Origin of the sequence: Ramlibacter sp. WS9 (genome assembly GCF_003797765.1) — a bacterium.
Lineage (GTDB): Bacteria > Pseudomonadota > Gammaproteobacteria > Burkholderiales > Burkholderiaceae_C > Ramlibacter.
Window position 1 is genome coordinate 1 of sequence record NZ_RKMB01000033.1, and the last position, 20,338, is coordinate 20,338.

Below are 20,338 nucleotides of genomic sequence, written 5' to 3' on the forward strand. Positions count from 1 at the left end.
GAGACAACCCCCACAACCCCGCCTGCTGCACCTGCACCGCAGGGCCGATCACGGCTCCGGCCAGCGCCGGGGTCATCCACCCTCTGTAGTTATGCATATGGCAATGTCAACGTGGCATGGCACTGTCGTGCCGACAGCCCGGCAAAAAACCTCGGGCGGGCCCCAGACTTGCTAGTATTGCCAGCATATGTCGATCCACGCCGCGCTGAACCACGTCACCCACTACAAATACGACCGCCCCGTCCAACTCGGGCCGCAGGTGGTCCGATTGAGGCCCGCGCCGCACTCCCGCAGCAGCATCGTCTCGTACTCGCTCAAGGTCGAGCCGGCCCAGCACTTCATCAATTGGCAGCAGGACCCATTCGCCAACTACCAGGCCCGCCTGGTTTTCCCCGAGAAAACCACTGAGTTCAAGGTCACGGTGGACTTGGTCGTCGAAATGGCGGTCTACAACCCCTTCGATTTTTTCCTGGAACCGGCGGCCGAGAATTTCCCATTCAAGTACGAGCCGCTGGTCGCGCAGGAGCTCGCGCCCTACCTCGCCGTGGAGCCGATCACGCCGCTTTTGCAGGCTTACCTGGAGCAGGTCGACCGCAAGAAGCAGCGCACGATCGACTTCCTGGTGGGCATCAACCAGAAGCTGCAAAACGACATCAAATACCTGATCCGCATGGAGCCGGGCGTGCAGACGCCCGAGGAAACGCTGACGAACGGCAGCGGCTCGTGCCGTGACTCGGGTTGGCTGCTGGTGCAACTGATGCGCCGTTGCGGCTTGGCAGCGCGCTTCGTCTCCGGCTACCTGATCCAGCTCACGCCCGACGTGAAGGCGCTGGACGGCCCGAGCGGCACCACCGTCGACTTCACCGACCTGCACGCCTGGTGCGAGGTCTACCTGCCCGGCGCCGGCTGGGTCGGGCTGGACCCGACATCGGGCCTGCTCGCAGGCGAAGGCCACATCCCGCTGGCCTGCACGCCGCAGCCATCGGGTGCCGCGCCCATCGAAGGACTGGTCGACGACGCCGAGGTGGAATTCGCGCATCACATGGAAGTGACGCGCATCTACGAATCGCCGCGCGTGACCAAGCCGTACACCGAGGAGCAGTGGGCCAAGGTGGTCGCGCTCGGTGAAGCCGTGGACAAGGAGCTGAAAGACGGCGACGTACGCCTGACCATGGGCGGCGAGCCGACCTTCGTCGCCGTGAGTGACCGCGACGCGGCCGAATGGAACACCGACGCGCTGGGGCCCACGAAGCGCGGCTACGCCACCGAGCTCGTGCACAAGCTGCGCGACGAATACGGCAAGGGCGGCTTCCTGCATTTCGGCCAGGGCAAGTGGTACCCGGGCGAACAGTTGCCGCGCTGGGCGCTGTCGATCTATTGGCGCGCCGACGGCCAGCCGGCGTGGAAGAACCCTTCCCTCTTCGCCGACGAGCGAGAGCCGTCGCATTACACGGGCGAAGACGCGAAGCGCTTCATCCACACGCTCACCGGCAAGCTGGGAATCACCGACAAGTTCATCAAGCCCGGCTACGAAGACGTCTATTACTACCTCTGGCGCGAGCGGCGTCTGCCGGTGAACGTCGATCCGTTCGATTCGCGGCTGGACGACGAGATGGAACGCGTGCGCCTGCGCCGCGTGTTCGAGCAGAAACTGGACTCGGTGGTCGGCTACGTCCTGCCGATCAACGCGGTCGAGAATGAGAACCCACATCTCGCCGGCCCCCAGTGGACGACGGGGCCTTGGTTCCTGCGCGACGAGCGCATGTACCTGATCCCCGGCGATTCGCCCATGGGCTATCGCCTGCCGTTGGACGCCCTGCCCTGGGCTGCGAAGACGGACGTGCCCTACCTCATCGAAAAGGACCCGATGGCGCCACGCGGCGTATTGCCCGTTGCCGACGCGCTGCATGAGCGCTACGCGGCACCGGTGGCGCCGGATGCGAAACGCAGCGCAGTGCCTTATCTCTCCGGCACCGGCCCGCAGACGGAAGCGCCGCGAAGGCTCCAATCCGCGACCGGCGACGAAGCCACTGCAGGCACCGAAGGCATCCAGTTCGCGCAGCCCGCGAAATTCGAATCGGCGAAGGAGCTGAGCCGCACGGCCCTGTGTGTCGAAGTACGCGACCCACGCCGCTCCAACGGCCCGAAGGCCGAACAGGTCGGCAGCAAGAGCGGCATGCTGTACGTCTTCATGCCGCCGCTGGCCCGGATAGAGGACTACCTCGACCTGCTGGCCGCCATCGAAGCCAGCGCGCAGGAGCTGGGCGTGAAGATCGTGCTGGAAGGCTATCCACCGCCGCGCGACCATCGCCTCAAGTTGCTGCAGGTCACGCCGGACCCTGGCGTGATCGAAGTCAACATCCATCCGGCGCACAGCTGGAACGAGCTGGTGGCGCACACCGAGTTCCTGTACCAGGCAGCTTTCGAAACGCGCCTGTCGGCCGAGAAGTTCATGACCGACGGCCGCCACACAGGCACCGGCGGCGGCAACCACTTCGTGATGGGCGGCGCCACGCCGGCCGACTCGCCCTTCCTGCGCAAGCCCGAACTCTTGGCCAGCCTGCTTCTGTACTGGCACAACCACCCGAGCCTGTCGTACCTCTTCTCCGGCATGTTCATCGGCCCGACCAGCCAGGCGCCGCGCGTGGACGAAGCGCGCAACGACCAGCTGTACGAGCTGGAGATCGCGCTACGCCAGATCGAGCGCGCGCGGCGGATGCAGGGCGAAGTGAGCGTCGCCGGGCCGCCCCAAGGCGCGAAGGCCCCCTCGGGGGGCAGCGACCCACACGGAGTGGGGGAGCGTGGGGGCTATCTCGCGCCGTGGGTCGTCGACCGCACGCTGCGCAACATCCTGGTCGACGTCACGGGCAATACGCACCGCAGCGAGTTCTGCATCGACAAGATGTACTCGCCCGATTCGTCCACCGGCCGCCTCGGCCTGCTGGAGCTGCGCGCATTCGAAATGCCGCCGCATGCGCGCATGAGCATCGCGCAGCAGCTGCTGATTCGCGCGCTGGTCGCCCGCTTCTGGAAAGAGCCGTACCGCGCGCCCGCCGCGCGCTGGGGCACGGAGCTGCACGATCGCTTCTTGTTGCCGACCTTCGTGCAGATGGACCTGCACGACGTGCTCGCCGAGATGCGTGAAGCGGGCTACCCGTTCGAAGCCGACTGGTTCGCGCCCCACTTCGAGTTCCGCTTCCCGCTGGTGGGCGCCGTGCAGTCGCGCGGCATCGAGCTCACGCTGCGCAACGCGCTCGAGCCCTGGCACGTGATGGGCGAGGAAGGATCGGCCGGCGGCACCGTGCGCTACGTCGATTCGTCGCTGGAGCGCATCGAGGTGCGCGTGACAGGAATGAACGAAAGCCGCTACACCATCACCGTGAACGGCAAGGCCATGCCGATGCAGTCCACCGGCGTCACGGGCGAGTTCGTCGCCGGCGTGCGCTACAAGGCCTGGGCGCCGCCGTCGGCGCTGCACCCGACGATCCCTGTGCATGTGCCGCTGGTGTTCGACATCGTCGACACGTGGATGAAGCGCTCGCTCGGCGGCTGCCAATACCACGTCGCGCATCCGGGCGGCCGCAACTACGACACATTCCCCGTCAACTCATACGAAGCGGAGAGCCGCCGGCTTTCGCGCTTCTTCCGCATGGGCCACACGCCCGGCGAGCTGCAGGTGCCGCCCGCTACCATCAATGTGGCCGGCAGTAAAGAGTTTCCTTTCACATTGGACCTGCGCCAGCCGCCCCGTTGAGCAGCGCGATATCCACCGCCGCTGTGGATAACCCTGTTGGTTAGTGCGGGGGCTCCGCATGGGATGCAGCATCCATGCGGGCTGCATCTGCGGTGCCCGCGAAACGGGCAGCGGCGCCCTGCGTTGCTTCCTCCACGACTTTTGGGGCGTTGCGCCCTGAGACTTCGCGGCAACGCCGTGCACGGCCGGGCCGCGGCGCGATGGCTACGGCGTCCGGCTGCGGCGCTTTCGCGCCTTTAGCCGGAGTCCCCGCGCTGGAAGGTCTTGCGGCCCGCGCGGCACAACTCACCGCGCTTTGCGCGGTTCAAACAAGTGCCGCGAGCATGAGACGGTCGCGTCGCAAGCGACTCTGGGCCGCAAGACCATCCACCGCGGGCGCCTGGGCTTTATTCGCGCCGCGGCCCGGCCGTGCACGGCGTTGCAGTGAGATGGTGGCGTGCCGGCGGTGGCATGCCGAAACCCTGGGCGGACAGCTAAGCGGTGGCACTCCACCGGGGGCGCGCCAACAGTGTCTCTGCGAAGCTGTGCGTGGGCGGGCTGCGGCGCGAATAAAGCTCAGGCGCTTGCGGCGGGTGGCCCCGCGACCCAGCACGGCTTGCCGTGCGACCGTTTCATGCTCGCGAAAACTGTTTGACCGGAGCGAAGCGCAGGGAGTTTTTTCGCGCGGGTCGCGGGGTCTCCCGGCGCAAGGAATTCGGCAGGAGCTTGCGAAGCAGGCGATGCCGAACGCCGTAGCCATCGCGCCGCAGCCCGCCCACGCACAGCTTTGCCGCGAGGTCTACGAGCGCAACTCGCGGCAACGCTGCAAACCCTTCACCCAATCCGCACCGGAACAAAAATCTTGTCGTCGCCGCGCTGGATCAACAATGCCACCGACTTGTCGGATTTTCCGATTGCCGAGCGTGCCTGCTCGACGCTCTTCACCGGCGCACCGTTGATGGCCAGCAGCACGTCACCCGGTTCGACACCCGCGCGCGCCGCGGCGCCGCCCACGTCTTCCACGACCAGGCCTTCCTTGATGCCGGACTGGCGCTTCTCGCCTTCTTGCAGCGGCCGCAAGGCCAGGCCCAGCTTGCCGCCAGTGGCGTTCTCGTTGCGCGCCTCGGCCTTCGCGACCTTCTCGTTCGCGCTCGCGAGTTGCGCGTTCAGGTCCACCTTCTTGCCTTGGCGCCAGACCTGCAGCACGACGCGGTCGCCCGGCTTCGACAGGCCGACCATCGCCGGCAAATCACCCGACGCGACGATGGCTTGGCCGTTCACGCCGCGGATCACATCGCCCGGCTGCAGGCCCGCCTTCTCCGCGGGGCTGCCCTTCTCGACGCTCGCTACGAGCGCGCCCTCGGGGCGGTCCAGCTTGAAGGAGTCGGCCAGCGTCTGGTTCACCTCCTGCACCGTCACGCCCAGGCGTGCATGCTGCGCCGAGCCGGTGGCGACGATCTGATCCTTGATGCGCACGGCGACGTCGATCGGGATCGCGAACGACACGCCCATGTAGCCGCCCGACTGGCTGTAGATCTGCGAGTTCATGCCGATCACTTCACCGCGGCCGTTGAAGAGCGGACCTCCCGAGTTGCCGGGATTCACCGCGACGTCGGTCTGGATAAACGGCACGGCGCTGTCATCGGGCAGCGACCGGCCCTTGGCGCTCACCACGCCGGCCGTCACGGTGTTCTCGAAGCCGAACGGCGAGCCGATGGCCAGCACCCACTCACCGGGGCGCAGGTCCTTCGTGTTGCCGAGCGTCACCACCGGCAGGTTGCGCGCCTCGATCTTCAACACGGCCACGTCGGTTTTCGGGTCGCTGCCCAGCACCTTGGCGCGGTACTCGCGCCGGTCGGTGAGCTTCACCGTCACTTCGCTCGCGTCCTTCACCACGTGCGCGTTGGTGAGAATGACGCCGTCGGCGCCGATGATGAAGCCCGAGCCCATGCCGCGCACCGGCACCTCGCGCGGTGTGCCGCGATTCGGGCCTTGCTGGAAGCGGCGGAAGAATTCGAACGGGTCGCCGAGCGCCTGCGCATCCATTTCCATGCCGGACGTCTTGCGCGTACCCGAGACGCTGATGTTCACCACGGCCGGGCCGTAGCGCTCGGTGATGCGCGGAAAATCGGGCAGCGTCGATGCGGCCAAAGCCGGTGCGACAGGAGCCGTCGCAACCGCTGTGGGAGTGGCGGGTGCGGCCACTGTCGTCGGCGCGGCGTTCACGGCGTTGCGGTGCAATGCCTCTACGCCGGCGCCGCCGATCACACCGGCGCCGAGCAGCGCCAGCACCAGCGGTACCGATTTGAACTGGGCTTGTGTCATGGGATGGTCCTCACGAATAGTTGGAAATCGATAGACCCAACTGTGGGGACGCCCGCTTAGGCGAGTCTTAAAGCCGTGCGGCGTCCGGCGGCGGAAACACCACCTCGACCTTCAGGCCGCCGAGGCGCTGCGAACTGCCGAGCTGCACCGTGGCGCCATGACGCGCGGCGATGGTCTTCACGATGGCAAGGCCCAGGCCGCTTCCCGCGGCGCGCGCATCGGCCGTGCGGTAGAAGCGATCGAAGACACGCTCCCGCTCCGCCTCGGCGATGCCGGGGCCGCTGTCTTCCACCCTGAGGCAAGGAGCACCCTTCGCCGCCGACAGCGAAATATCGACCTGCCCGCCCTCCGGCGAATACTTGATGGCGTTGTCGAGCAGGTTGCGCAGCAGGATGTGCAGCGGCTCCGGCTGGCCTTGCACACTGATACTCTCAGCCGTTACCAAGCCGACGTCGACGCGCCGCACCTGCGCTTGCGGGAGCACGTCGGCGACGACCTGCCGCGCAAGGTCCTGCAAGTCGATGCGTTGCAAGCGGCTCTCGCCTTCGCGGTGGCCTTCCTCTCGCGCCAACACGAGCAACTGGTTCACCAGCTGGATCGCGCGCTCGATGCCGTCGTTCAGGCGCGCCACCGCGGCCTCGCGTCCCGCATCGTCCTGGGCGCGGCGCAGGGCTTGCGCCTGCAGCCGCAATGCCGTCAACGGAGATCTCAACTCGTGCGCAGCGTCCGCCACGAAAGTCTGCTGCGCGGCGAAGGCCTCGCGCACCCGGCCGAACAGCAGGTTCAACTCGCTCACCAACGGCATCACCTCTTCGGGCAGCCCCGCCTCAGGCAGCGGCGAGAGATCGTCAGCGGCCCGCCCGGCCACCTGCGTGCGCACGCGCTGCACCGGTGCCAACGAACGGCTGATCAGCCACCACACCGCCATCATCAGGAGCGGCGCCAACAGCAGCACGGGCAACACCGCGCGCGCGGCCAGCACACGGGCACGCGCCTGTCGCGCATCGAGGTCCTGCGCAATCTGGATGGTCTGTTCGGGCGTCTGCAGCGAATAGACGCGGTAACGCACGCCCTCCACTTCCATGTCGGAGAAACCCAGCACCGCGCGCGATGGCAGCGCCGTGCCGGTCGAGCGGAAGATCTGCGCGCCGTCCGGGCCCCAGATCTGCACCTGGAAGTCGAAGGGCTGCGCGCCGCTGCCCGGGCGAAACGGGACGCCGCCCTGCACCGATCGAGCGAGTTCCTGCAGGTGATAGTCGAACATCGTGTCGGCCTGCTGCAAGGCCGTGCGGTAGGCCGTGCTCGCCTGCAACACCGACGCCAGGGCGATAGCGGCCAGCACCAGCCACAGCAGCCGCCTGCGCAGCGAATGCGGTTCCGCGGCCGTGGGTGCACCGGTACTCATTCGCGCGGCACCACGTACCCCAGGCCGCGCACGGTCTGGATCAGCTCGCTGCCCAGCTTCTTGCGCAAGCCATGGATGAACACCTCGACCGCGTTGCTGCTGATGTCGTCCTTCCAGCCGTAGAGCTTTTCTTCGAGCTGCGCACGCGAGAACACCACGCCGGGCCGCGCGAGCATCGGCTCCAGAACGGCCCATTCACGCGCCGACAGCGACACGGCATCGCCATGGACAGCCGCCTCGCGCGTTGCAGGATTGAGCGTCACGCCCTTGTGGCTGAACACCGGCTCCCCGCGGCCGGCGCTGCGGCGGATCAAGGCGCGGATGCGCGCCAGCAATTCCTCGGTGTCGTAGGGCTTGACCACGTAATCGTCGGCGCCGGCATCGAGGCCGGCGATCCGGTCGCCCACAGCGTCGCGCGCCGTGGCCACCAGCACCGGCACGGTCGAATGCCGCGCGCGCAGGGCCCGCAGCACGTCCAGGCCGTCGCGCTTGGGCAGGCCCAGGTCCAGCAGCACGAGGTCGTAGGTCTCGCTGCGCAGCGCCGTATCGGCCATGGCGCCGTCGCGCACCCAGTCGACGGCATAGTGCTCGGCGCGCAGGGCGTCGAGCACGGCTTCGCCTATCATCGCGTCGTCTTCGACCAGCAGCAGTCGCATGGGGTTGGGTTTCTCCGGCTCGCCGCGATTATGGGCTGCGCGGTCTTAGGCTTGCCTTAAAGCCGGGGCTGTTTGTCGGACACGGCCTACGCCACCGGCGCTGCAGAGCCTGCATAGTGGCAGGCTTGCTCCCAGCTCATCACACCGTGCCATCCATTAACCGAATTCGACTGGCTGCCAGGCTCATTCCCGCCTTGGGTGCGGCGGCCCTGTTGGGGCTGCTTCCCAGTGCCAGGGCCGCTTCCGACGACGCGCCGAAGCCTTCGTTCGATCTCGAAATCCGTGCGCCTCAACCGTTGCGCGCCCTGCTGGAGCGCCACCTGGAGTTGCGCCGCTACCGCGAGGTGAGCGACCTGGACGATGCCGAACTGGCCCGCCTCATCACGCTCGCCGAAAAGGACGTGCGCGAAATCGCGGCGACGCTGGGCTACTTCAGCCCCAACGTGCGCATCGCGCGCGAGCCCGGCGCGCGACCCGTCATCTCCGTGGCGGTGGATCCGGGCCAGGCCACCTCCGTACGCGAGGTGAAGATCGACTTCGAAGGCGACATCGCGGGCAGCAAGGACGAGGACGCGGTCAGGCAGCGCGAAGGCATCCGCAACGGCTGGCTGATGCCGCCCGGGCAAACCTTCACCCAGGCGGCGTGGGACGACGCCAAGGCCGCGGCCCTGCGCGAGCTGCAGGCGCGGCGCTATCCGGCCGGCCGGCTCGCCGACAGCTTGGCCGATATCGACGCACCGGCAAATCGCGCGCACCTGGGCTTGCGGCTGGACTCGGGGCCTTTGTTCCGCCTGGGCCCTGTGCAAGCCACCGGTGTCGAGCGCTACGATCCGGTGCTGGTGCCGCGCCTGGCACGGCTCGCGCCCGGCTCCATCTATGACCGCGACCGCATCCTGCAGGCGCAGTTGCGGCTGGCCAGCAGCGGCTACTTCGATTCGGCGTTCATCCTGGTCGACCCGCAAGCGGACCCGGCAGCCGCGCCCGTTCAGGTGACCGTACGCGAGGCGCCGCTGCAGAAGGTGGTGCTGGGCGTGGGCCTCACCACCGACAGCGGACCGCGCGTCTCGGTCGAGCACATCCACAACCGCGTGCCCGGCATCGGCTGGCGCGCGGTGAGCAAGCTGCAGCTCGACAAGAAGACGCCGTTCGCGCAGACCGAGTTGATGGACATCCCCGACGAGCGCGGCTGGCGCTGGGCGGGCCTCGCCCGTGGCGAACGCCTGGACGACGGCAACCTGGTGACGCACGGCCAGCGCCTGCGCTTCGGCCGCCTGAAGAGCCAAGATCACATCGATCGCAACGTCTACCTCCAGTACGACCGCGCCACGGTGCAGACGCAGGCCGGCGCGCCGGTCACTACTCTGGACAGCGGCGCGGGCTCGGCGATCTCCGCCAACTATGTCTGGACGGGCCGCTATTTCGACAACCCCACGCTTCCCACGCGCGGCCATGGATTCGGCCTGGAGCTGGGCGGCGGCCTCACTCTCACCGGCGACCGCAGCCCGTTCCAACGCACGGTGTTCCGTTGGCTGGGCTATCGCCCACTGACTCAAGGGCGGCTGCAATTGCGCAGCGAGCTGGGCGCCGTGTTGGCGCGATCGTCCGCGCAGGTGCCTGGCACGCAGCTCTTCCGCACGGGTGGCGACACCACCGTGCGCGGCTACAGCTACCGCGAAATCGGCGTGCCGCTGCCCGGCGGCCAGGTCGGGCCCGGCCGCTTCTTGGCGGTGGGCAGCGCCGAATGGCAAAGGCCTATTCGTTGGCGCGGGGCGCCCACCGAATTCGAAAGCGTCGTGTTCGTCGATGCGGGTGCCGTGGCAGACCGCGTGGGCGACTTGCGTTTCTCGACGGGCGTAGGCGCCGGCGTGCGCTGGAAGAGCCCGGTGGGCCCGGTGCAGGCCGACCTGGCCTATGGCGTCAAGTCGCGCAAGGTGCGCGTGCACATGAGCGTGGGGTTCGTGTTTTGAAAGTGATGCGCTCCCCCCGCGAATGGCAGCTGGTGCCGACGCTGCTGCTCGGTGTGATCGTGCTGATCGTTTCAACGGCTGTCGGCCTGTGGTGGTGGGCCGGCACCGAGGCGTCGCTGCAATGGGCGCTGCGGCGCGCGGTGAGTTCGCAGCCCATCGTGGTTGAAGAGGCGCGCGGCACTTTGCGAACCGGCCTGCACGTCAAGCGCCTGACCTGGGAGCGCGAGGGCCTCATGCTCCAGGCCGACGACGTCGACCTGGCTTGGCGGCCGCTGTTCCTTTTCGGCGGCACCATCAAGCTGAGCCGCTTTCACGCCGCGGCCTTGCGCATCGTCGACAGCCGGCCACCTTCCAACGAGCCGTGGAAGATGCCCGGCTCGCTGGAGATTCAACCCGACGTCGAGCTGGACGACCTGGCGATCGGCCGCATCGAGTGGATCACCAACAAGACCGTCGTCGCGGAGAACATCACCGGCCGCTACTGGTACGGCGACGCCGCACATACGGTGCGCCTGAATTCCGTGCGATGGGCCGGTGGGACGTATGGTGCAGCCGCAACTTTGGGTGCAAACGGCAAATTGCCGCTCGACGCGACGCTGTCGGGCAAACTCGAGACGAAGGTGCCCGGCAGCGCCGAGACGGTTCCCGTCGAATTCACGGCCACCCTGCGCGGGCCGCTCGCGGACTTGAAGGCCGAAGCCAAGGTCCGCAGCACGCGGGCCGGCGTCGAGGCGACGCAGGCCACCGGGACAGCGCGGGTCACGCTGTGGGAGGCGCAACCGGTGCCGCAGGCCGAGGTCACCATGAGCGGGCTCGACTTGGCGGGCCTGTGGCCGCAAGCGCCTCACACACAACTGGCCGGCCAAGTGCGCGTCGTGCCTGCAGGCACGGCAACGTGGCAAGCGACCGCCGACGTGCGCAACGACCTGCCCGGCCCGTGGGACGAGCAAAAGCTGCCGATCTCCCAACTTCGCGCCCAAGGCCAATGGCGAGGCGGCATGGCGCTGGTGCAGGAGCTCGACGCGCAGGTCGGCGGCGGACAACTCAAGGCCACGGGCGAATGGCGCAGCGGCGCTACGGGAAGCGGTGGCACGGGCTGGGCACTGCACGGCACCTTGGCCAACGTCGATCCGGCAGCCCTGCACACGCAGCTTGCGGCGACGCCGCTGGGTGGAAAGATCGATGCGCGTCAGGAAGGCACGGCCATCGCGTTCGATGTCGCTTTGAATGGCGGCAGCGCGCGCAAAGGCGCAGCGCCCCGGCGCGGCGCCAAGGCCGCGCCCCCCGCGCTGGCCATTCGCGAGTTGTCGGCGAAGGGCCGCTGGGCCGATGGCCATCTTTCGCTGCCCGCCCTCGCCCTGCGCACCAGCGACGCAAGCTTGCAAGGCTCACTGGAGGTGGAACCCGCCGCGCGCTCCGGCAGCGGCAAACTGGTGCTACAGGCACCGGGCCTGCGTGGCAACGCCGACGGCGCGCTGTCCGAGACCAAGGGCCGCGGCACGCTGCAGCTCGAGGGCAGCGACCTCGCCGCGACGCAGCGGTGGCTGCAAAGCCTGCCGGGCCTGGCCGTGGCGGCCGACGCGCCACCACTGGCCGGTCGCGCCGGCCTTGCGGTCACGTGGCAAGGCGGATGGAACGATCCGCAAATACAGGCACGCCTGTCGTCGCCCTCGATCGAGGTGCGCAACCGCGCCGACGAGAAGGCACCCGGCTGGAACGTGACGGACCTGCTGGCCACCTTGAACGGGCGCCTGAGCGACGCGGCTCTTTCGATTCAGGCACGCGCGAAGCAGGGCCAGCGCCAGGCCGGTGTGCAACTCGTGGGCCGCGGCGGCCGCGCTCCCATGCAACGCGGCGCGGCGCCTCAGTGGCGCGCCAATCTGGCGAACCTGTCGATCAACGTGCAAGACCCGGCCATCGGAGCGGGCGCGTGGCAGCTGGCCCTGCAACGCGCGGTGGATGTGCAATGGTCCCCAGGCGGGCCCAGCCTGGACGTGACCGCGGGCCAGGCCACGTTGACGTCCCCGGCGGTGAAGGGCACAGCAGCACCAACGCAGGCCGTGCTGGCTTGGGACCCGGTGCGCTGGCGCGCGGGTGAATTGCGCACGGCAGGCAAGCTCACGGGCTTGCCCATGAGCTGGATCGAACTGGTGGGCGGGCCGCAGCTGGCGGGTTCGGCCCTGTCCGGCGACATGGTGTTCGATGCGCAGTGGGATGCGAGCCTGGGCCGCACGCTCAAGCTGAATGCATCGCTCGCGCGCAGCCGTGGCGACCTGACGGTGCTCGCCGAAACGGCGGACGGCGCGTCGTCGCGTGTGGCGGCGGGCGTGCGCGACGCTCGGCTCACGCTGGTAAGCCAGGGCGAAGAAGTCGTGCTGACGATGCGCTGGGACAGCGAGCGGGCCGGCACGGCCGATGGCCGGTTGGCCACACGGCTCACACCCGGCGGCGCCGCTGGCTGGCAGTGGGCGGACAACGCCCCGATCTCCGGCGCCCTGCGCGCGCAGCTGCCGCGCATCGGCGTCTGGTCACTGCTCGCGCCGCCCGGTTGGCGCCTGCGCGGCTCGCTCGCCGCCGACGTGAAGGCCGCCGGCACGCGTGCGGACCCGCAACTTTCAGGCACCGTGGCGGCGGACGACCTGGCCCTGCGGTCGGTCGTCGACGGCATCGAGCTCCAAGGCGGCCGCATGCGCGCGCGGCTGGAGGGCAACCGTGTGGTCCTCACCGAATTCATGCTGCGCGGCGCGGGCGAGAAAGATGGCGGCGGCACCCTATCGGCCACCGGCGAGGCGGCGTGGGTCGACAAGGCGCCCCGCATCCAGATGACGGCATTGCTGACGAAGCTGCGCGCCAGCATCCGCTCCGACCGGCAACTCACGGTCTCGGGCCGGCTCGAATCGCGCATGGACGCAGAGTCGACGCAGATCCGTGGTGCGTTGAAGGTGGACCAGGCCCGCATCATCCTGCCTGAGGAAACCGCGCCGAAACTCGGCGACGACGTCGTCGTGCGCAACACGCAGGCCATGGGCGCGACCGCGCAGGAGCGCGCCGCCAAGCCGCCGGCAACACCACCCCCATCGCCTGCATCGCCCGCGAAGAAACCGCTCGTTGTCGCTGTCGACCTCGACATGGGCAACGACTTCCAGGTCGAAGGCCGAGGCCTGCGGACGAAGCTGCGCGGCTCGCTCGCCTTGTCGGCGCAGTCGATCGCGCAGCCCCAGTTGGTGGGCACGATCACGACAGTGGGCGGCGAATACCGCGCCTATGGCCAGCGCCTGGACGTGGAACGCGGCGTGCTGCGCTTCAACGGCCGCATCGACAACCCGGTGCTCGACATCCTTGCCGTGCGGCCCAACCTCGTGCAGCGCGTCGGCGTGCTGATCAACGGCACGGCGCAGGTGCCTTTCGTGCGCCTGTACGCCGAGCCCGACCTGCCCGACGCAGAGAAACTCGCCTGGCTCGTCACCGGCCGCGCGGCGCCCAGCACAGGGGCCGAGGCGGCGCTGGTGCAGCAGGCGGCGCTGGCGTTGCTGGCCAGCCGGCGGCCCGGCTCGAAGGGCATTGCGGCCACGGTTGGCCTGGACGAACTGTCGGTGCGCCGCGACGGCAGCGAAGGCGCGGTCGTCACGCTCGGCAAGCGATTCGCACGCAACTTCTACGCGTCGTACGAGCGCAGCCTCTCGGGCGCGCTGGGTACGCTCTATATCTTCTACGACGTGTCGCGGCGGCTGACGGTGCGGGCACAGGCCGGCGAGCGTGCGGGGGTGGATTTGATCTTCACTTTTGCGTTCGACTAATGCTCGTTCGAGCCGTTGCGTTCGATGTTCCGGGGCGGCAACGCCGTGCATGGCCGGGCCGCGGCGCGATGGCTACGGCGTCCGGCTGCGGCGCTTTCGCGCCTATAGCCGGAGTCCCCGCGCTGGAAGGTCTTGCGGCCCGCGCGGCACAACTCACCGCGCCTTGCGCGGTTCAAACAAGTGCCGCGAGCATGAGACGGTCGCGTCGCAAGCGACGCTGGGCCGCAAGACCGTCCACCGCGGGCGCCTGGGCTTTATTCGCGCCGCGGCCCGGCCATGCACGGCGTTGCAGTGACAGCGTGGCGTGCCACTGGTGGCTGGCCGATGTTGTGGCGAACTGGTGAAGCTTTGGCCGTCCACCGGTGGCGCGCACGGATGGTTTGCGAAGCTGTGCGTGGGCGGGCTGCGGCGCGAATAAAGCTCAGGCGCTTGGCAAGCGGGCGGCCCCGCGACCCAGCACGGCTTCAGCCGTGCGACCGTCTAATGCTCGCGAAAATTGTTTGACCGGAGCAAAGCGCAGGGAGTTTTTTCGCGCGGGTCGCGGGGTCTCCCGGCGCAAGGAATTCGGCAGGAGCGTGCGAAGCAGGCGATGCCGAACGCCGTAGCCATCGCGCCGCAGCCCGCCCACGCACAGCTTTGCCGCCCGGGTCATCGCCTGCTACAGCGTTCCCTCACGCAACTTGCGAACGCGCCAGTTGATCATCGCCGCGGCGATGGCCCACTGCTGCTTGCGGGCCCAGCTGGGTGGCGCCTGCCCCGTGCCACACTCGCAGAATTCGCCGACGTCGTCGAACACACCCAACTCGTGCAGCGGCAGGCTCTCCGGCTCGCGCGGGTGAAACAGTGCCAATGAATGGCTCGTGCCGTTCCAGGCCACTTCGCCGTTCATGTGCACACCCCAGCCGCGCTTGCGCCCCTGCCGCAGCAGCTGGTTGCGTGCCTGGAGCCCGAGCGCCAGATCGACGACGTAGGAGTCCACGCCCAGCCACTGCCCGTCGATGAGGATCTCCGTGATCACGTGTTCGATGGCGCGCCCACTGATGTCCATCAGGCCCCACAGGAAGTCCGGCTGAAGCGCCACGACACGCGCCCGCGCCGGAATGCCCAGCGAGCGCAGCAGCGCGATCAGCAAGGTGCTCTTGGTAAAGGCGTCACCCGCCTGCGCACCCAGCACGCCGACGGACGTGGTGTGGGGCGCATCCGCCGCGCAGGCGAAAGGCAGTTGGCGCACGTGCTGGTAGCAGGCCACGGCCTTGTCCGCGGGGCCACCTTTGAGCTGCGTCAACCGCAGTGCCAGCAGCCGGATCTTGGGATGGTCGTGCTGCAGCAGGGCCGTATTGCGAAGCCATCGCGCACCCGCACCCGGCAAGCTCGCGGCCGGCCCGTCGCAGGCACCGGGCCTGCGCCACTCAATCGGCTCGCACCACTGAAACGCCATGATCCGCCAGACTCAGGCCCACATCGGCCTCCATGGGCACCACTTTCGCCAGATCGGGCGACACGACGAAGATCGGTCCCAGCTCGGTTTCGAAGGTGTATTCGTACGTGCTGCCCAGGTACGCGGCTTTCTTGAGCCGGCCCTCCATGCCGCTGCCGGGTGGGCCGATCAGCCAGGCCTCGGGCCGCACCGCCACCTTCACCTGGCCTTGCGGCATGTCGTTGCCCGGCTTGAATCGCAGCGGGCCCAGGCATACATGCTGCCCCGCGTCGACGCGGCCCGGGAACAGCATGGCCTCGCCCATGAAGCCGGCCACGAACTCGCTGCGCGGCTGCTCGTACAGCTCGCGCGGCGGGCCGCTTTGCGCGATCAGGCCGTGGTCCATCACGATGATCTGGTCGCTGACCGCCAGCGCCTCGGCCTGGTCGTGCGTCACGTAGGCCACGGTGAGCGACAGGCGCTGCTGCAGCGTGCGGATCTCGTCGCGCATTTCGCGGCGCAGCCGCGCGTCCAGATTCGAGAGCGGCTCGTCGAACAGCAGCACCGCGGGCTCGAGCACCAGTGCGCGCGCAAGCGCCACGCGCTGCTGCTGACCACCGGAGAGCTCGCTGGGCAGCCGGTCGTCGAAGCGCACCAGGCCGACGTTGGCCAGCGCCTCGGCGGCCAGCTGGCGCGCCTCGCCCTTGGGCTTGCCGGACATTTTGAGGCCGTACATCACGTTCTCGACCACGCTCATGTGCGGGAACAACGCGTAGCTCTGGAACATCATGCTGACGTTGCGCTCGGCCGGGCCCAGCGTGGTGACGTCCTTCCCGGCGATCAGGATCTGGCCGCTGGTGGGCGACTCCAGGCCGGCGATCATCCGCAGCGTCGTGGTCTTGCCGCACCCGGACGGCCCGAGGATGGTCGTGAGCGTGCCGGTCGGGACGACGAAGTCGATGCCCTTGACGGCCAGCGGCGCATCGGCCTCGCTTCCATAGCGCTTGGTGACGTTACGAAACTCGATGCCGGCGGCTTTGCTGGCGGTGGCTGCGGAAATCATGTGGCTCCTTGCGGGGTGGCGATGGGTAGGGGGCGCGCCGCGGCCTTGCGGCGGCCGAGCCGGCGCTCGCCGACGACGAACTGGATCAGCGCGATGGCGGCCGACATCAGTGCGATCAGCACGGTGCAGTAGGCCAGCGCCACACCGTAGTCGGACTGGCCGACACGCCCGATGATGTAAGTCGTGGCCAGCTCGTTTTCGGCGGTGACCAGGAAGATCACCGCGCTGACGGTCGTCATGCCGCGCACGAAGCTGTAGATCAGCGCCGCGATGAACGCCGGCTTGAGCAACGGCAGCACGATGTGGCGCAGCGTGCGGCTCGACGATGCGCGCAGCATCAGCGAGGCTTCGTCCAGCGAGCGGTCGAGCTGCTTGAAGGCCGCCGTGCCGGCCCGCACGCCCACCGGCAGATTGCGAAACATGAAGCACAGCACGATGATCGCGGAGGTGCCCGTGAGCTCCAGGGGGGGTACGTTGAAGGCAAGCACGTAGCTCACACCCAGCACCGTGCCCGGAATCGCGAAGGCCAGCAGCGCGGCGAACTCGAAGCCGCCCTGGCCCTTGAACTCGGTGCGCGCCAGCAGCCAGGCGATCAGCAACCCCGCAGTGGCCGTGATCGGCGCTGCGATGCCCGCGAGCTTCACGGTGGTGATGAGCGAATCCCACGCCGTGCCCGTCAACGCAAAACCGTACGCTCCCCATTCGAACGAAAAGGCCGTGTGGAAATGCTTGAGCGTGAAGCTGTAGTCGCGACCCCAGGTCTGCACCATGCCGCCCGCGAAGGCGAACAGGTACACCACCACGGTGAAAGCGATCCAGGGCAACGCGACGGCGTTCACGGTGCGCCGCACCGATGGGGGCAAGGCCATCGGCATGCCTGCGTCGCCCTTGCCGCTCACGGTGGTGAAGCTGGTCTTGCCCAGCAGCCAGCGCTGCGTGCCGAACACCGACAGCGCGAACAGCATCAGCACCCAGGCCAACGCCGCGGCGCGGCCCTGATCGAACTGCGCCCCGACGATGGCAAAGAAGATCTCCGTGGACAGCACCGAGAACTGACCGCCCACCACGATGGGGTTGCCGAAATCGGCAATGCTTTCGATGAAGCCCACCAGAAAAGCGTTGGCCAGGCCAGGCTTGAGCAACGGCACCGTGACCGTCCAGAACGTGCGGCTGCGGTCGGCACGCAGCATCTGCGCGGCTTCCTCCAGGCTGGGCGCGATGCCTTGCACCACACCGCGCATGATCATGAAGGCGATGGGCGTAAAGGCGAACATCTGCGCGATCCACACGCCGAACATGCCGTAGAACCAGCGTGTGGGCTCCACACCGAACATCCAGGCGAAGAACTGGTTGGCAACACCGGCACGGCCGAACAGCAGAATCAGGCCCAGGCCGACCACGAACGGCGGCGTGATGATGGGCAGCAGCGCCAGCGCGCGCAGCGGCTTCTGCAGCTTCGAGTTGCCGCGCTCGGCCATCAACGCCATCATGGTCCCGAGCACTGTGGTGCTGGCCGCCGTCAACAGCGCGAGAACCAGCGTGTTCCAGCCCGCACCGCAGTTGGCCTTGCCGGCGAAGCAGCCCAGGCCCCAGATGCGCTCGTTCGCAATGCGCGTCCACAGGGCCGCCAGCGACAGCGAGCCATCCTCCTGCACGAAGGCCGCGGCCAACGACTTGGTCACGGGCCACACGATGAAGATCAACAGCAGCGCGCCGCAGCCCACCACGCTGCCGGCGACGAACACATCGCCGCGGAACAGGCCGCGCCGTGCGAGGCCGATGGACAGGAGCATGAGGCCGGCGACGAAAGAGAGCGCCGCCCCGGCGCCCATCCCGCCTTGCCCGACGGACAGCTCGCCCCATGACTGCAGCATCGGCCAGGCCCAGCCTTTGTCGCGGATCGCGAGACCCGTCAGCGCGAGGCCCAGCGCGACGAGCGCGCCGCACGCCAGCAGCACATTGCCCTGGCGGCGCCCCGGCGGCATCTGCAGGGCCAGCGCCGCGCAGGCCAGGCCAAGCGGCGCGAGCAGCAGCCACCAGCGGCCGAACAGCACGGCCTGTACCAACCCATTGCCGCCCTGCGCGTCGGAGAGCAGTCCCGCGAACAGCTCCAGCCAGGGCGCTTGCGGCGCCGAGTACCAAGGCAGGGCGATGAAGCCGAACCCGCCCACCGCCAGCCACAACCGGATGGCCCGCTGCGGGTCAGTCCGGGCCACGGCCATGCGCTCAGTGCGGGAGTGCATGGACTTCCTTTTCCCAGCGCGAGATCAGCCGGCGGCGCTCCGCGCTGGCGCCGTACTTGGCGTAGTCGTAGTTGATCAGCTTGATCGACTTGAGCTGTGGCACGCGCGCGTCCACCGGCGTCTGCGAGTTGCTGGGCAACTGGAACTGGCGCGCCGCCACGCCGAACTGCTGCGCGCCCGGCGACAGCGCCCAATCGTAGAACTTGCGCGCCACATCGGCGTTGCGGGCGTTCTTCACGATGCTCATGGAGCCGATCTCGGCGCCTGTGCCTTCGGCCGGCGTGGCCGATGCGACCGGGAAGCCTTGGAGCGCTTCGGTCGTCACGTCGTGCACGAAGCTGATCGAGATGGTCGTCTCGCCGCGTGCCGCTGATTTGACCGGCCCGGTACCGGAACGCGTATAGGTGCTCACGTTGCGGTGCAGCTTCTTCATGTAGTCGAAGGCTTGCTCTTCGCCCATCAGCTGCACGAGCGTCGCGATCATGGTGTATGCCGTACCGCTGGAGGCCGGGTTGGCCATCTGAACTTCGCCCTTGAACTCGGGGCGCAGCAGGTCGGCCCAGGTCTTGGGCGCAGACGCCTTCTTCTTGGTGAGCAGTTCGGTGTTGTAGCCGAAGCCCAGCGGGCCGAGGTAGACGCCCACGGTGCGGTACTTCGCGTCTTCGGCCTGCTTGCGCGCCCACGGGTGCAGTTGCGGCAGCAGCGGCGACTTGTACTCGAGCGTGAGGCCCTGCTCCGCCGCCTGCAGGTGCGGATCGCCCGTGCCGCCGAACCAGAGGTCGGTCTTGGGGTTCTCCCGTTCGGCGATCAGTTGCGCAAGCGCCTCGCCCGAGCCGCGCAACGACACGTTCACCTTGACGCCGCTGGTGCGGGCATACACGGTGGAAATGAGGTTGCACCACTCGGCCTGGACCGAACAGATGATGTTGAGCTGGCCCTGCGCCGATGCGCAGGTGGCGGCAGCAGCCAGGGAAAGGGCGATAAGGGCTTTCTTCACTAGGTCTCCGGCAAAGTGTTTGGGAACGTAGTGATTCTTCGGGAGACGCCCCTTTCGAATAAGAGAGGAATCACCGCCGCGCGGCGAAAGCCAGTTGAAAGTCGAACGCCGGGTTGTCATTGCGGACTTGATCCGCAATCCATGACCCCGAATTCATTCTTTGTGTTCTGTGACCGGGGCGGCGAAGCTGTGCGTGGGCGGGCTGCGGCGCGATGGCTACGGCGTTCGGCTTCGGTGCTTCGCACCTGCAGCCGAATTCCTTGCGCCGGGAGACCCCGCGACCCGCGCGAAAAAACTCGCCTCCGCTGCGCTGCGACTCAAACAATTTTCGCGAGCATGAGACGGTCGCACGGCTCAAGCCGTGCTGGGTCGCGGTGTCACCCGCCGCAAGCGCCTGGGCTTTATTCGCGCCGCAGCCCGCCCACGCACAGCTTCGCAGAGACTTTGTTGGCGCGCCACCGGTCGTTGGCCACCGCTTCATCGTTCTGCTGCAACATCGGCGCACCACCGCTGGCACGCCACCCTGTCACTGCAACGCCGTGCATGGCCGGGCCGCGGCGCGAATAAAGCCCAGGCGCCCGCGGTGGACGGTCTTGCGGCCCAGCGTCGCTTGCGACGCGACCGTCTCATGCTCGCGGCACCTGTTTGAACCGCGCAAGGCGCGGTGAGTTGTGCCGCGCGGGCCGCAAGACCGTCCAGCGCGGGGACTCCGGCTATAGGCGCGAAAGCGCCGCA

10 protein-coding genes are annotated in these 20,338 nt (G+C 68.2%); 3 read left to right on the forward strand and 7 right to left on the reverse strand.

Annotated features, from left to right (window positions below; genetic code table 11):
• Nucleotides 1–187: 187 nt before the first annotated feature.
• Nucleotides 188–3,754, forward strand: coding sequence for a DUF2126 domain-containing protein (locus tag EEB15_RS28915; RefSeq protein WP_141513441.1), 3,567 nt, complete (start codon nucleotides 188–190; stop codon nucleotides 3,752–3,754).
• Nucleotides 3,755–4,567: 813 nt separating this feature from the next.
• On the opposite strand, the gene EEB15_RS28920 is transcribed toward EEB15_RS28915, so the two are convergent.
• The 3 genes from EEB15_RS28920 to EEB15_RS28930 all read right to left on the reverse strand — a co-directional run bounded on the left by EEB15_RS28920 (nucleotide 4,568) and on the right by EEB15_RS28930 (nucleotide 8,119).
• The gene (locus EEB15_RS28920) at nucleotides 4,568–6,058 is read right to left on the reverse strand and encodes a DegQ family serine endoprotease (RefSeq protein ID WP_141513442.1); all 1,491 of its coding nucleotides are present in this window, start codon (nucleotides 6,056–6,058) and stop codon (nucleotides 4,568–4,570) included.
• Nucleotides 6,059–6,125: 67 nt separating this feature from the next.
• Nucleotides 6,126–7,463 (reverse strand): ATP-binding protein, encoded by a 1,338-nt coding sequence (locus EEB15_RS28925; RefSeq protein WP_141513443.1) that lies wholly within the window; start codon nucleotides 7,461–7,463, stop codon nucleotides 6,126–6,128.
• Complete coding sequence (locus EEB15_RS28930; protein ID WP_141513444.1) at nucleotides 7,460–8,119, reverse strand: response regulator; 660 nt, start codon at nucleotides 8,117–8,119, stop codon at nucleotides 7,460–7,462. The genes EEB15_RS28925 and EEB15_RS28930 overlap by 4 nt, the downstream gene beginning before the upstream one ends.
• A gap of 146 nt (nucleotides 8,120–8,265) precedes the next feature.
• Between EEB15_RS28930 and EEB15_RS28935 the strand changes: the two genes are divergently transcribed.
• Nucleotides 8,266–10,086, forward strand: a complete 1,821-nt coding sequence (locus EEB15_RS28935; RefSeq protein ID WP_233259659.1) for an autotransporter assembly complex family protein — start codon at nucleotides 8,266–8,268, stop codon at nucleotides 10,084–10,086.
• A gap of 5 nt (nucleotides 10,087–10,091) precedes the next feature.
• Nucleotides 10,092–13,883 (forward strand): translocation/assembly module TamB domain-containing protein, encoded by a 3,792-nt coding sequence (locus EEB15_RS28940; RefSeq protein ID WP_158290266.1) that lies wholly within the window; start codon nucleotides 10,092–10,094, stop codon nucleotides 13,881–13,883.
• A gap of 658 nt (nucleotides 13,884–14,541) precedes the next feature.
• On the opposite strand, the gene EEB15_RS28945 is transcribed toward EEB15_RS28940, so the two are convergent.
• From EEB15_RS28945 to EEB15_RS28960, 4 genes are read right to left on the reverse strand one after another with little or no spacing between them, the layout of a single operon-like run.
• Nucleotides 14,542–15,321 carry a transglutaminase family protein gene (locus EEB15_RS28945; protein ID WP_141513447.1) on the reverse strand — a complete coding sequence of 260 codons (780 nt, stop codon included), beginning with the start codon at nucleotides 15,319–15,321 and terminating at the stop codon, nucleotides 14,542–14,544.
• A complete protein-coding gene (locus EEB15_RS28950) occupies nucleotides 15,293–16,363 on the reverse strand; it encodes an ABC transporter ATP-binding protein (RefSeq protein WP_141513448.1) in 1,071 nt (356 codons plus the stop codon). Before EEB15_RS28950 ends, EEB15_RS28945 begins: the two co-directional genes overlap by 29 nt.
• Nucleotides 16,360–18,606 carry an iron ABC transporter permease gene (locus tag EEB15_RS28955; protein ID WP_233259660.1) on the reverse strand — a complete coding sequence of 749 codons (2,247 nt, stop codon included), beginning with the start codon at nucleotides 18,604–18,606 and terminating at the stop codon, nucleotides 16,360–16,362. The genes EEB15_RS28950 and EEB15_RS28955 overlap by 4 nt, the downstream gene beginning before the upstream one ends.
• A complete protein-coding gene (locus EEB15_RS28960; protein ID WP_233259661.1) occupies nucleotides 18,590–19,603 on the reverse strand; it encodes an ABC transporter substrate-binding protein in 1,014 nt (337 codons plus the stop codon). The genes EEB15_RS28955 and EEB15_RS28960 overlap by 17 nt, the downstream gene beginning before the upstream one ends.
• Between the last annotated feature and the right edge of the window lie 735 nt (nucleotides 19,604–20,338).

Excerpts from the sequence above, each read along its gene's own strand:
- EEB15_RS28915 (WP_141513441.1), top strand. The coding sequence starts at position 188 with ATGTCGATCCACGCCGCGCTGAACCACGTCACCCACTACAAATACGAC.
- EEB15_RS28920 (WP_141513442.1), bottom strand. The coding sequence starts at position 6,058 with ATGACACAAGCCCAGTTCAAATCGGTACCGCTGGTGCTGGCGCTGCTC.
- EEB15_RS28925 (WP_141513443.1), bottom strand. The coding sequence starts at position 7,463 with ATGAGTACCGGTGCACCCACGGCCGCGGAACCGCATTCGCTGCGCAGG.
- EEB15_RS28930 (WP_141513444.1), bottom strand. The coding sequence starts at position 8,119 with ATGCGACTGCTGCTGGTCGAAGACGACGCGATGATAGGCGAAGCCGTG.
- EEB15_RS28940 (WP_158290266.1), top strand. The coding sequence starts at position 10,092 with ATGCGCTCCCCCCGCGAATGGCAGCTGGTGCCGACGCTGCTGCTCGGT.
- EEB15_RS28945 (WP_141513447.1), bottom strand. The coding sequence starts at position 15,321 with ATGGCGTTTCAGTGGTGCGAGCCGATTGAGTGGCGCAGGCCCGGTGCC.
- EEB15_RS28950 (WP_141513448.1), bottom strand. The coding sequence starts at position 16,363 with ATGATTTCCGCAGCCACCGCCAGCAAAGCCGCCGGCATCGAGTTTCGT.
- EEB15_RS28955 (WP_233259660.1), bottom strand. The coding sequence starts at position 18,606 with ATGCACTCCCGCACTGAGCGCATGGCCGTGGCCCGGACTGACCCGCAG.